At 53.2% G+C, this 12,305-nt stretch carries 9 protein-coding genes; 3 read left to right on the forward strand and 6 right to left on the reverse strand.

What is annotated here, in order from left to right; translation table 11 throughout:
• Nucleotides 1-66: 66 nt before the first annotated feature.
• From LVJ85_RS12305 to pgaA, 4 genes are all read right to left on the reverse strand, one after another.
• On the reverse strand, nucleotides 67-354 hold the full coding sequence (locus LVJ85_RS12305; protein ID WP_244740076.1) for a hypothetical protein: 288 nt from the start codon (nucleotides 352-354) through the stop codon (nucleotides 67-69).
• Nucleotides 355-384: 30 nt separating this feature from the next.
• Entirely contained in the window at nucleotides 385-1,611 is a 1,227-nt protein-coding gene (gene pgaC, locus LVJ85_RS12310; RefSeq protein ID WP_244740077.1) for a poly-beta-1,6-N-acetyl-D-glucosamine synthase, read from the reverse strand.
• Nucleotides 1,612-1,752: 141 nt separating this feature from the next.
• Nucleotides 1,753-3,633, reverse strand: coding sequence for a poly-beta-1,6-N-acetyl-D-glucosamine N-deacetylase PgaB (gene pgaB, locus LVJ85_RS12315; protein ID WP_244740079.1), 1,881 nt, complete (start codon nucleotides 3,631-3,633; stop codon nucleotides 1,753-1,755).
• Between the two features lie 90 nt (nucleotides 3,634-3,723).
• Complete coding sequence (gene pgaA / locus LVJ85_RS12320) at nucleotides 3,724-6,126, reverse strand: poly-beta-1,6 N-acetyl-D-glucosamine export porin PgaA (RefSeq protein ID WP_244740081.1); 2,403 nt, start codon at nucleotides 6,124-6,126, stop codon at nucleotides 3,724-3,726.
• 519 nt (nucleotides 6,127-6,645) lie between these two features.
• Between pgaA and LVJ85_RS12325 the strand changes: the two genes are divergently transcribed.
• Entirely contained in the window at nucleotides 6,646-7,188 is a 543-nt protein-coding gene (locus tag LVJ85_RS12325) for an isochorismatase family protein (RefSeq protein ID WP_244740082.1), read from the forward strand.
• Between the two features lie 89 nt (nucleotides 7,189-7,277).
• Here LVJ85_RS12325 and LVJ85_RS12330 read toward each other — a convergent pair whose 3' ends face one another.
• Nucleotides 7,278-7,886, reverse strand: a complete 609-nt coding sequence (locus tag LVJ85_RS12330; RefSeq protein ID WP_244740084.1) for a nitroreductase family protein — start codon at nucleotides 7,884-7,886, stop codon at nucleotides 7,278-7,280.
• A gap of 15 nt (nucleotides 7,887-7,901) precedes the next feature.
• Complete coding sequence (locus tag LVJ85_RS12335) at nucleotides 7,902-8,768, reverse strand: EamA family transporter (RefSeq protein WP_244740085.1); 867 nt, start codon at nucleotides 8,766-8,768, stop codon at nucleotides 7,902-7,904.
• A 100-nt stretch (nucleotides 8,769-8,868) separates the two neighbouring features.
• On the opposite strand from LVJ85_RS12335, the gene LVJ85_RS12340 reads away from it, so the two are divergent.
• Nucleotides 8,869-9,381, forward strand: coding sequence for a MarR family winged helix-turn-helix transcriptional regulator (locus LVJ85_RS12340; RefSeq protein WP_085363295.1), 513 nt, complete (start codon nucleotides 8,869-8,871; stop codon nucleotides 9,379-9,381).
• A gap of 190 nt (nucleotides 9,382-9,571) precedes the next feature.
• Nucleotides 9,572-12,268, forward strand: a complete 2,697-nt coding sequence (glnE, locus tag LVJ85_RS12345) for a bifunctional [glutamate--ammonia ligase]-adenylyl-L-tyrosine phosphorylase/[glutamate--ammonia-ligase] adenylyltransferase (RefSeq protein WP_244740086.1) — start codon at nucleotides 9,572-9,574, stop codon at nucleotides 12,266-12,268.
• The last annotated feature ends 37 nt before the right edge of the window (nucleotides 12,269-12,305 follow it).

Raw genomic sequence — 12,305 nt, forward strand, 5'->3', positions numbered from 1 at the left:
TTTTGATATGGAAAGGCCGTCTGAACATGAATTTTTCAGACGGCCTGATGATGGTTTTGTTATGGTTTATTTCTTGGGTTTGCTAACGGTGAAAATCGACCACACCAACAGTATGTTGAGCTGCACCAGCACGATAACTGCTGCTATTTTGGCCAAATCACTCAAAGCCCATGTGCCGACAACCGGACGGTAGATGAGTGTTTGGTGGTCGCGGAGAATCAAATAGGCCGTCAGAAACCAAAGCGCCCAAGTCACGGTGAAAATCAGTATGCTTTTGGTACTGATCATCGGATTGGGATTACGCGCTTTGTGGATGACCAACAGTTCGCGTAAGTCTTGTGTTTGTTCAGACATAAGCTCCTCCTTTTCTATTGGGTTGGAAAATCATTGCACGCCCCTGTCCGGGCTGACCCATGTGGCCTTGCGCTGTTTGTCGCGCAGCAAGGCTTTGGGGAAGCCATGAATCAGCGTCACGCTGTTCAGCAGCCAAAAGGCGTAGGGATACCAAATACAGCTCATGAAGTAGCGCATGAGGTTGCGTTCGTAGCGGCTGTCGATAAACATGCTCACGGAAAATTGCAGGATAAACATCATGAAGGTGACCAAGCTGGCGACTTTAAACAGGGTAAAGTCGTGGATGTAACCTGAAACCAAGTCGGATATGCCTACCACGGTAACGAGTACCAACGCATACGCCCAAAACAGGGTAATGAAGTATTCGGCGTATAAGGGCCACAGGCGGACGTTGTGCAGCTTCCAAATGCCTTTGAAGTATTTCAGGATGACTTCGGCACCGCCTTGCGCCCAACGCAAGCGCTGACGGTAAAGGCCGCGCAAGGTTTCGGGCATCAACACCCAACATAAGGCGCGGGGTTCGTAGGCGATGTTGTAGCCCGCTATTTGGGTTTTCCAGCTGATGTCGATATCGTCGGTAATCATGTTGTCGCTCCAGCCACCGATTTTGACCAGCACGTCTTTGCGGATGCACATGATGACGCCGGACACGGTAAACAGCGTGCCGATCATGCTTTGCGAGCGTTTGATCAGGCCGATGATGGAGCTGAATTCGGCCACTTGCAGTTTGCCCAGCACGGTACTGCGGTTGCGCACGCGCGGGTTGCCGGTTACGGCGCCCAACTCGGGGTTGTTTTCCATGTTTTGAATCATGTACTCGATGGCGCTGTAATCGAGAATGGCGTCGCCGTCGATGCCGACGATGTATTTACCCAAGGCGTGGCGGGTACCGTTGTTCATGGCGGATGCTTTACCGCCGTTGGGCTGATCCACCAAGACAATTTTTTCGGCCTGCATCGCCCAGCGGCGGATGATGCTTAAGGTATCGTCGGTACTGCCGTCGTTGATGAAAATCAGCTCGTAGTTGGGGTACGTCAGGTTGAGCAGGTGCGGTATCGATACATCGAGGTTGTCGGCTTCGTTGTAGCAGGGAATCAGCACGCTCACCATCGGCGCTTCTTCTTGAAACATAAACTCCGGCTCTTTCATACGGTTTTCCCAAAAAAGGAAATAGAAGAGGCCGGAAACCGTCCAATATACGGCCATGATGCCGGGGTAGAGCATCACGAAAACAGCTAAATATTCATACCATGTCATAGGGCGGCACTCTCACCATGTTGTTTTCCTGTCAGCCCGGTATCTGTCTTTATGATTAAGACTGGATACCGGCCTATGCTTTCAGACGGCCTCTTGGATTGCGCGGTGCACTGAGGCCGTCTGAAAACGCAATGCCACTCATTAATGCTGGATGGAGAAATCGGGCTTAATGGCTTTTAAGGGCGGTTGGTTGTTGAGGAAGTTGTCAGGGTGATAGGCCAGATTTTTTACGCCTTCTTTTTTAAGCAGTTTCAACCATGAGGTCATTTCCTTGGTATCCATCGGCTGGCCGGTCAGCGGGTTGACGGACTGCAAATCAAAGATGGTTTTGCCCAAAGGCACGTTGCTGCTTTTCACCGCACCGGCCAAACCGGTTACCCAGCGCGCGGCTTCTTTGCGGTTGGGTTCTTGTCCGCCTAAGGTATAAGGCGCTACGGGTACGGCGGTGTAGTCGTAATGGCGGGCATAACGGGCGAGCGTGTCGGCCAAGCGCTGTTGGGCTTCGGGATTGAGGGTAAGGTCGGCAGGCACGCTGCGGACGGTTCGCATTTCGTTCACGCTGTTGTAGCTGTATTTGAGTACGGCCTGTTTCAGCGTATCGGTAAAGTCGGTCAAATCGCCGTCGGGCTGCCCTTCTCCGGCTCCGGGGGTTAAGCCTTCGTGGAACACCAAGCCGTTGAAGCGGCTGCTGTAAGCCAAATCTTCATAAATTTCTGTGATGGCGCGGCGGTTTTTCTCGCTGTTTGGCGACAGGTTTAAAGAACGCGAATGCGGCGCGGCGGCTTGGTTGGCGTCGATGTAGTCGTAGCCTTTGCCCAAATCAAACGCGGTGAGCGGCATCTTTGCGTACACTTTAACGTTGGAACGGGTAATCAGCTGCCATGAAACGCGGCTGAACAAGTCGGCCTTCATTTTCAGATGGCGGTTGGGGAAATACGCCGCTTCGGCCACACCGTCGCCGTTGTCGTCGGCAAAGGCTTGCAGATAAACGGTGGTAATGCCGAGTTTGTAGATACGCTCGATGAGTTTGTCGAAGCGTTTTTCGAGGCCGGCGGGGTCGGTGTCGTACATATCGCCCAAATCAACGTGAACGGCGCGTTGGTGCGGTGCTTCATACAATTCCTCAGCCAGATAGGATTTAATCATCGGATAACCGGATTCGGTATCGATCAAGGCGCGTCCTACGCTGGGCTGTTCGGTAGTGTTCAGTTTGGCATCGAACAAGGTAAAGTCGTTGACCAAGCCGACGCTGTGGGCGATTTTTTGGGCGGTTTGGCTAAACTGACCGTAAGGCCACACCAATACGTTCGGACGGGTGCCGGTATGTTTGACAATCAAATCCACCGAACGCTGCAAATCGTTGCGGATGCGTTGTTCGTATTCGGCTTTGGTTTCATAGCGGCCGTTGCGGTAGGCAGGGAACATCGCGGCAAACTGCGAGCCGTAGGGGTTGCCGATCACGCTGTGATGCAAATCGTGGGTGTGCGACGCGATTTCGATCAAACCGCTTTTCTGCATTTCGCGCACTTGATCCCAAGTAATGAAGGCGGAACGCGGCAGTTTTTTCTTACCATAGGCAATGGTGCCGCCCGGAGGCACTTCCAGCCACCCGGTTACTAAGGCATACACGGCCGGATAGTTGAAGGCTTTCAGCAGCGGATAAATCTTGGTGTAGAAGCTGATATAGCCGTCGTCAAAGGTCAGCAACACGGGCTTGGGCGGCAGTTTGCCTCGGCCTGCGCGGGCTTCTTCAATCTGCTTGAAGCTGACGGGCGTGTAGCCGTTGTCGCGCAACCAGTTGAAGTGTGCGGTCAGTCGTTCCACCGTGATGGTTTGCGGAAAATAGCTGCGGCGGATTTCGCCTTGCATTTCGTCTTTCTTGTCTTCCACAAACACGGGCGGCGGTTGGTTGTTGTCGATCACATCGTGATAACACATCACGCCGTAGCGGACATCGGAAGCATTGGCGGCTTGGAAACCGCCGGCCAACAACAGGGCGGCAATCAGGCTTTTGTATTTCATGGTCTGTGCGTATCTTGGGTTGGATGGTTGGGAACATGGTTTTCAGACGGCCTCATCAGCCGTTAGGCCGTCTGAAAACATACAAGCCAATTAATGGAGCTTGAGCTGGAGGTTTACGTTGCCGAAATTCTCGTATTCGGGAATGCCGTCATACATGGCTTGGCGGCGGCCGAATTCATATCCCAGCGTGGCGCGGCGGCCGAAACTCCAACCGTGGCCGTATTTCAGCAGCCAGGTGTTTTTGGCTTCGGCGCCCGACTGCCAGTAGCGTCCGGCACCGCCGGTGGCGGTTTGCACCCATTTCACGTCGTTATCCAGCGGCAGCGTGTAGGAAAGCGCCAATTCGCCTCCTGCGGTTTTGCTGCTTTTCGGGTTGTAGTAAAACGCTCCGGGCGTGTCTTTGTTTCGGCTGTAATCGGCCAGCATCGAGCCGGTGAGTTTCCAGCGGTTGTATTGATAGATGTCGTGGGCGAGCCAGAGTGTGGCGGTGCGGCGGGTGTTGCCGTCGTCGAACTTCATCACGCCCGCACCCACGCCGGCATGGGTTCTGCCGGAATGGTTGTATTGGGCGTTGACGGTATATTCGTCGGCATACACGCCCTGCTCCCACGCTTTCACCGGCGTGTTTTCGCTGTTGAAGGCGGCTTTGGCATTCACGCTCACATGGTCGTTGATGCGGTAATCAGCACCGACCGAGCCGTAGGCTTTGTCATTCAAACGGGTGCCGCGGCCTGCTTCGGCATTCACGATGACCGGATAGAGGTTCACTTCCGCGCCCACACCGACACGACCTGCATCCAGCGCTTGGCTGTGGTTCGGCACATGGGCATGCTGCTGCACCACATAAGCACGATGGCCTTGGCTGCTGCGCGGGCTTTCGAGCTTGGTGGTTTCACGCCATTCGGTGCCGTTTTCAGGAGACGTGGTTTTCATCGCCGTGCCGGTCACGCTCAGCTGTGCGGCGGTTTCGGCTTGGCGGCGGCGGAGGAATTCTCCGTAGTTCACTTCGTCACTTTCCAAACCGGTCGATAAATCGCGCACGGCCGGCCAGTTGCCCGCTTCCATATAAGCGGTGGCAGACTTGGCGTTGATCCATTTCTGATCTTTTTCCGACACATATTCCCGCGCCTGCTCAAAATGCTGTACCGCTTGATCGGTATGGCCTTCAAGCTGGAGCAGTTCGCCTTTCAACACCAGCCCCCACGGGTCGGCGGGATGCTCGTTGAGCCAGCTCTGCATCATCACTTTGGCGCCTTTGACATCGCCTTTCCACGCTTGCAGACGCGCATTCCAATAGTTGTAGTTGGCGTAATAAGGGTTTTTGATTTCAACCGAATGGGTAAAGTCGGGCGTGTATTTTCTGGCGTTCCAATGCTGGAGCTTGGCCTGACCTTCATCAAACTTCATCAGGTCGGCATCTTTTCTGATCAGCAACTCAACCAATTCGGGATCGGGACGGCCTTGCTTAGCAACTTGGTTGGCCCAGTTTTGCTCCAACACCTTACCTGCCTTGCGCGGGCTGCCTTCCATCAGCAGGGCGCGTCCGTATTGCTCTTGAACGTAATCAGGCTGTTTGCCTTGTTGCGACAACACACGGTAATCGCGCAATGCCTGTTTTGAATTGCCCACGGCAACGGCGGCAGCCATGCGGTCGCGCAATGCCTGCGTATGCAGCGGGCTGCCCGCAGGTGCTTTGTCCACCACCGCACTCAGGCGTTTGTACACCGAACGGATCTGAGCCGAATCAAAGGTAAATCTGGCGGTGCGCAACAAAGTGGCAGCTTTGGCAGACTCCAACCACAATCGGTCTTGCTCGGTAAACGCTTGCGGGAAGCGCGACATAATGTTTTCCTGCAAAGGGAAAAGCTGCAATTTGGCAGCGGTACGGTAAAGCTGCAAAGCCGCATCCTGACTGGCCGGATCGGCATCCCAACGGCGCTGCTGCTCGTTCAACAGCTCCGTAAGGGTTAAGGTTTGAAGTTTCAGGTAATATTCGGCGTCTTGGATATCTTTATCGTTGCCGAAACGCTTGCGGTAAACATCGATAAAATGCTTGGCTACCACATAATCGCCCGCATCCACCGACGCCAGCACGCTGCCTAAATAGCCGACTTTATGGTTCGGCGCTTTTTCTTGAAGTTGGCGGTAATAATCGGCAGAAACACGGTAACGGCGGGCATCACGCGCCGCTTTGGCGATGTTTTCCAGCTCGTCGGCCGAATAATCTTCCATACGGCAATCGGGGCAGACGGCCAAAATCTCTTCCGCCTTGCCTTGGCGCAACAGCAAAGCAATCAAATCGGCGCGCACTTTCGCATTCGAGCTTTGCGCATACAGTTTTTGCAGCTGCGTCACCGACTCGGCCAACTCGGCACTACCGCTGCGGGCATGCAGCGCCCAGCGTTCACGTTCGGCTTGGATATCTTGTGAAGCAGCAAACGGTACGGCCGCAAACAGTGCTGCCACACCCAAAGACAGTTTGTGTAGTTTCATGATCAGGGAAGCTTTAGAAAAGGTTTCCGCACACTAACGTGCAGTGTTATCCGGCCTTGTCGGCCGTCTCATTTGCAGACACAAAAAACAGAACGTTTCTTTTGTAATGTAGACACCTGAACTACCGTATATTTTTATTTATTTAGGATAATCAGGCTTTAAAATATTTACAGAAAGCTTATATCAATTTGAATAACGGTTGCCTAAGTTACCCTCCAACGGTCATTTAAAAGGTCTAACGGGTTTATCGATTTTTTTGAAACAATTATCACGATATAAAAATAAATAAAAAAAGTATTTTGCATATCACTATTTTCTTATTTAATGTACAAATAATAATTAACATACTGTTTTTAATGAATATTATTAACTTTCTTATCTTATAACGCATTACTTTAATTCACTACCCGCCTTAACCTTTCGGCATACGGTTTATCTATCCCACTCTTGCCGTTACCGCCTATTCAACGCACAATAGGCCGTCTGAAAACGACCGCCAACACTCAAAAGGAGAACCGCATGAATACCCTTCGCACCGACAACACCGTCTGCATCGTGGTGGATATCCAAGAACGCCTCAACCCCGCCTTGGCCGACGCCGATACCATGACCGAACGCAGCCGCGTGCTTCTGCAAGGTTTGCAGGCCATAGGCGTGCCGCTCTTGGCGACCGAGCAATACCCTAAAGGCTTGGGCAGCACCGTACCCGCCATCCGCCTGCTGCTCGACGATGCGCCGATTTTTGAAAAAACCCGCTTCTCCGCCCTACTGCCCGAAGTGGCGGACATTCTGCAAAACCTACGTACCGAAAACGTGATCCTGATCGGCGCCGAAGCCCATGTGTGCATGCTGCAAACCGTGCTCGACCTGCGCAACGAAGGTTTTGGCGTTTATGTGCCGTTTGAATGCACCGAGTCGCGCGACTCCGCCAATAAACAAAACGCTTTGCAACAAATGCAAACCGCCGGCGCGGTAGTTTCCAATGTGGAAAGTATCCTGTTCCAACTTTTGGGCGATGCCAAACACCCCGCGTTTAAAACCGTGTCCAAGCTGATTCAATAAGGTTTGCCGTATAAACGAAGATGCCGTCTGAAAAACTTTTTCAGACGGCATCTTTATTAAACACTAAAGTCAGCCAAGGTTGCGATCCATTAGATGATAGTAAACACATGATTAACAGGCATACGGATTTTTTGCTTTTGATTTGACTCGGGCTTTCCGATTGCAACCAATAAAACTGGCAATAAATTTTCCGCCAAACCCGCTACTTGTCGGACTGCGTCAGGATCGAATCCGCTCATCGGACACGTCGCCCAACCTCGCTCCTGTGCGGCCAGCATCAACGGCATCGCGGCAAGAGAAACACTGCGTACCGCTTCGTCGCGCTGCGCCGGAGCATTTTCATGGAATGCGCCATAAGCCGCCCTGCTCCAACTTTCTGCGGTATGCGCACTGATAATGCCCGCCTCAACAGACGGTTGCAATCTATCGGCCAAATGCCGGTAGGCCAGCAAGTCTCCGCTCATCACGATAACCGCAGCCGCTTGTAGGATTTTCGGCTGGCAAAACGCTGCTTGATATAAAGCGTGTTTGGCTTCCTTGGATTGAACGGCGGTAAAATACCGGTTTTGCAGATGATACGCCGATGGCGACAAGCAGGCCGCATGAACGAAACATGCCAACTCCGATTCACTGATATCCCCTTCGGAAAAACCGTTTGCCGATACGCGTTGCTGCAATAATGAGATAAGTCGGGTCATATGGGAGAATCCTTTTTAGGTATCTTTTTTAGGTGACGGGAGCGCATGCTGCACTCCGAAAATGGAAAGCAAAGCCAACATAAATCCAAACAAAGATTTCATGTCCATACCTTGATTGAGAAATAACCAGCCCAGTACAAAAGCAGAAACGGGGCTGAGCAAGCCCAAAGAAGAAACGACGGCGGGCGGCAGCTTGCTGATACTGTAGAAAAACAATATATAGGCCAAAACCGTTCCAAACAGGCAGAGATAGAGATAACCGCCGATATTGGCGAGGGTAAAAGAACTCGGCAGCGGCTCGAGCAGCCACACAACCGGCATCAAAATCAAACCGCCAAACAACAACTGCCACCCGGTAAACGACAACAAAGAAAGATGAATACGGCAACGTTTGGAAAAGAATATGCCGACAGCCATCGATACGGCGCCCAGCAAGGCTGCAATAATGCCGACAGCGTCAAACTTTGTTTCCGGCGAATAAACCAACAAAGCAATACCCATTATTCCCAACAAAGCCGCCAACCAAGCTGTTTTCGGCGGCTGCTGTTTATCTATCAGCCATGCCAAAACCAAAATCATCAGGGTTTGTGTAGAGCCTAAAATTGCGGCCAATCCCCCGGGTAAACGGTAGGCTGCCACAAACAGCATCGCCTGAAAAAATCCGATATTTAATATGCCCAATAGAAAAATCTTGATACCATCTTTGAGCTTCGGAACCTCTCTTTTCCATAAAATCAGCAGCAATCCGGCAGGCAGCACGCGAAACAAAGCCGCAGTAAACGGCCTGTCGGGCGGTAAAAATTCTGTGGTAACCAAATAAGTGGAACCCCAAATCAAAGGTGCTATCGAGGTGACCAATATCAACAAAAAACGGTTGTTCATTACATTTAGTTTGACTTCAAGATAAAATAATTATGAAAGCGATTTATCTTGAAGTCAAGACAATAATTTTGTTTTCCCAAATAATCAACAGGTTCGCAATATGGTTCGCAACACAGAAGACTCGGTAGATACCATTATCAAACAATGGCAGAAAGAATTACCCGAATTGGCATCAGAAAAAATGGCTTTAATAGGCCGTCTGAAACGTTGTGCCGCCCTCATACAGCCTAAACTTGATTCGGTATTCAACGAATATGGTTTAGGAAGCGGTTCGTTTGACGTGCTGGCCACACTGCGCCGCTCCGGCAGCCCGTATTGCTTGTCGCCCACCGAATTGTTTGCCTCATTAATGGTCACATCGGGCACGATGACGGTAAGGCTACAAAAATTGGAAAGCCAAGGTTTGATCAAGCGCGTTCCCAACCCTAACGACGCGCGCAGTACATTGGTGCAGTTAACTGAAAAAGGGGCGCAACTGATTGAAAAAGCAGTATTCGAACACGTTGAGAATGAAAGCAGGCTGTTAGACGGTTTATCCGATGAAACGCAGCAACAACTCAATCAGAATTTGGCAGAACTCATGCACTTGCTGGAAAGCAAGGATAACCGCTAACGGCATTCAGCCTGATAACGGGTTTTCCGTTTATACATAAAAGAGAAAGAAGTTCCAAAGGCCGTCTGAAAAACTTTTCAGACGGCCTCTTCATATACTTTCATCAGGCCGTTTCCCCCGCCGCTACCACGCTTTCAGACGGCCTCAAACATTGCTATGATAGGCCGTCTGAAACCTGTTTGCGCCCGTCATGAACCCTATCGAAAACGCCCGCCGCCATTCCCAATACCTCTCGCGCCATCTCGACAACGGCAATCTGCAACCCGACATCCTCAACCCGATGCTGGAAAAAACATTGGGCAGCGAAGATTTCCAAGCCTTCGCCGATTGGGGGCAAATCCAAACCGACGAAAACGAAGCCGAACTCGCCCGCCAGCTGCGCCGTTTGCGCCGCTATGTGATGGCGCAGATTATCGTGCGCGACATCAACCGCATCAGCGATTTGGCCGAAGTTACCCGCACGATTACGCTGTTTGCCGATTTTGCCGTCAACACCGCGCTGGATTTCGCCCATGCTTATTATCGGGATATGTACGGCACGCCGATCGGCCGTTACAGCAACGAGCCGCAGTTTCTGAGCGTGGTGGCGATGGGCAAGGCGGGCGGTTATGAATTGAACGTGTCGTCCGACCTCGATCTGATTTTTATTTATCCCGAATCGGGCGACACCGACGGCAAACGCGAACGCAGCAATCAGGAATTTTTTACCAAAGTCGGCCAAAAGCTGATTACGCTGTTGAACGACATCACCGAAGACGGGCAGGTGTTCCGCATCGACATGCGTTTGCGGCCGGACGGCGACAGCGGCGCGCTGGTGTTGAGCGAAACCGCGCTGGAACAATACCTGATTCAGCAAGGGCGCGAGTGGGAGCGTTACGCATGGTGCAAAGGCCGCGTGGTTACGCCGCACGCCAACAGCATCCGTGCGTTGGTGCGCCCGTTTGTGTTCCGCAAATACCTCGATTTCAACGCCTACGAAGGCATGCGCGGGCTGCACCGGCAAATCCGCAGTGAAGTGAACCGCAAGGGCATGGCCGACAATGTGAAACTCGGCGCGGGCGGCATCCGCGAAATCGAATTCATCGCCCAGATTTTCCAGCTTATCCGCGGCGGCCAAGTGCGCGCGCTGCAACTGAAAGGCACGCAGGAAACCCTGCTCAAGCTCGCCGAACTGGACATGCTCGACCGCCAAACCGTGCAGATGCTGCTCGAAGCCTACCGCTTCTTGCGTGATGTCGAACACCGCCTGCAATACTGGGACGATCAGCAAACCCAAACCCTGCCCGACAATCCCGAACAACAACAGCGGCTGGCCGAAAGCATGGGCTTTGCCGACTATGCCGCGTTTTCAGACGGCCTCGACCGATACCGCCGCCAAGTGAACGCCGTGTTCAACGAAATCCTTGCCGAACCCGACGAACAGCCGCAGGCGCAGGCCAACGGCTGGCAATGTATCTGGCAGCAAAACGCCGACGAAGAAACCCGCTCCGGCCGTTTGGCGGAACACGGCTTCGATGCCGTCTTAATCGGCCGGCGGCTCGACCAGCTCCGCAACAGCGGCAAATACCGCCACCTTTCCGCCCAAGCCCAACCGCGTTTCGATGCCGTGATTCCGCTGTTGGCACAGGCCGCCGCCACCCAACCCGACCCCACCGTTACTCTGCTGCGGCTGCTGGATTTTCTAGAAAACATCAGCCGCCGCTCGTCGTATCTCGCCTTTCTGCACGAGCACCCGCAAGCCCTGCAACGGCTGGCCGACATCATGGGGCAAAGCTCGTGGGTGTCCGGCTACCTGATGAAGCATCCGATTCTGCTCGACGAATTGCTCAGTGCGCAATTGATGGACACCGGCTGTAACTGGCCGAAACTTGCCGCCGAGCTTTCAGACGGCCTCCGCAATGCCGCCGGCGACACCGAAGCGCAAATGGACGTATTGCGCCGTTTCCAGCACGCCCAAGTGTTCCGCCTCGCCGTGCAGGACTTGGCCGGCTTGTGGACGGTGGAAGCCTTGTCCGACCAACTTTCCGCGCTGGCCGACACCATCCTTGCCGCCGCCATGCCCGCCGTGTGGGCCGACACTCCGAAAATCCACACCGACACCCCGCAAATCGGCATCATCGGCTACGGCAAACTCGGCGGCAAAGAGCTGGGCTACACCTCCGATTTGGACTTGGTGTACGTGTATGACGACCCGCACCCCGACGCGCCCGACGTGTACGCCCGTTTCGCCCGCCGCCTCACCAACTGGCTTTCCGCCGCCACCGGCGCAGGCACACTGTACGAAGTCGATTTGCGCTTGCGGCCGAACGGCGACAGCGGTTTCCTTACCCACAGCATCGCCGCATTTGAAAAATACCAGCGCGAAAACGCGTGGACGTGGGAACACCAATCGCTCACCCGCGCCCGCTTCATCTGCGGCAAACCCGAAATCGGCACCGCCTTCGACACACTGCGCACCGAAATCCTCACCCGCCCGCGCAACCGGGCCGAACTCGCCCGCGAAATCATCGCCATGCGCGAAAAAATGTTCCCCACCCATCCGCCCGAAGACAACGATGTCAAATACGCCCGCGGCGGCGTGGTCGATGTGGAATTCATCGTGCAATACCTGATACTGGCTTATGCGGGCGAACATCCGCAACTGCTCGACAACTACGGCAACATCGCCTTGCTCAATATCGCCGCCGATGCCGGTTTGATAGATAAAACACTGGCCGAACAATCGCGCACCGCCTACCGTTTTTACCGCCAACAGCAACACAACACCAAGCTGCGCGATGCCGACAAACCGGAAATAAACGGGCAGATACGCTCGTATTACGACAGCGTGAAAAAGCTGTGGGAACAGGTGTTTGGGGAAGAGGTAAGGTTTGAGGCCACAAACTGATTAAACCGTAAAATCAAAAGCATTCATTGGATTTAAG

Source organism: Neisseria sp. Dent CA1/247, assembly GCF_022870825.1.
Lineage (GTDB): Bacteria > Pseudomonadota > Gammaproteobacteria > Burkholderiales > Neisseriaceae > Neisseria > Neisseria zoodegmatis.

What these genes read in the sequence shown, in the direction of transcription:
- LVJ85_RS12305 (WP_244740076.1), bottom strand. Translation starts at nt 354, where the DNA reads ATGTCTGAACAAACACAAGACTTACGCGAACTGTTGGTCATCCACAAA.
- pgaC (WP_244740077.1), bottom strand. Translation starts at nt 1,611, where the DNA reads ATGACATGGTATGAATATTTAGCTGTTTTCGTGATGCTCTACCCCGGC.
- pgaB (WP_244740079.1), bottom strand. Translation starts at nt 3,633, where the DNA reads ATGAAATACAAAAGCCTGATTGCCGCCCTGTTGTTGGCCGGCGGTTTC.
- pgaA (WP_244740081.1), bottom strand. Translation starts at nt 6,126, where the DNA reads ATGAAACTACACAAACTGTCTTTGGGTGTGGCAGCACTGTTTGCGGCC.
- LVJ85_RS12325 (WP_244740082.1), top strand. Translation starts at nt 6,646, where the DNA reads ATGAATACCCTTCGCACCGACAACACCGTCTGCATCGTGGTGGATATC.
- LVJ85_RS12330 (WP_244740084.1), bottom strand. Translation starts at nt 7,886, where the DNA reads ATGACCCGACTTATCTCATTATTGCAGCAACGCGTATCGGCAAACGGT.
- LVJ85_RS12335 (WP_244740085.1), bottom strand. Translation starts at nt 8,768, where the DNA reads ATGAACAACCGTTTTTTGTTGATATTGGTCACCTCGATAGCACCTTTG.
- LVJ85_RS12340 (WP_085363295.1), top strand. Translation starts at nt 8,869, where the DNA reads ATGGTTCGCAACACAGAAGACTCGGTAGATACCATTATCAAACAATGG.
- glnE (WP_244740086.1), top strand. Translation starts at nt 9,572, where the DNA reads ATGAACCCTATCGAAAACGCCCGCCGCCATTCCCAATACCTCTCGCGC.